This window comes from Burkholderia sp. PU8-34 (assembly GCF_053427725.1).
The window spans coordinates 1-224 of the sequence record NZ_JBSAXC010000108.1; the positions used below are offsets into that span (position 1 = coordinate 1).

Sequence of the window (224 nt, forward strand, 5' to 3'; positions counted from 1 at the left end):
CGGACGGCGGGGTGATCGACTCGAAGACGGGCGAATCGCTGGCGGTGGTGTACGACAGCGCGTCGAAGAACAAGGTGACGCTGGGCAAGGCGGGCACGGCAGTGCAACTGAAGAACGTGGCGGCCGGCAAGGACGACACGGACGCCGTGAACGTGGCGCAGCTGAAGGACGTTGGCCTGGTCGGCAAGGATGAGTCGGGCAATCTGACGTCGCTGGCGGTGGCC

At 66.5% G+C, this 224-nt stretch carries 1 protein-coding gene; it reads left to right on the forward strand.

The features are described from left to right. Nucleotides 1–224, forward strand: a 224-nt coding sequence (locus ACV22Z_RS35945) for a hypothetical protein (protein ID WP_448080970.1), incomplete at both ends; no start/stop codon positions are given.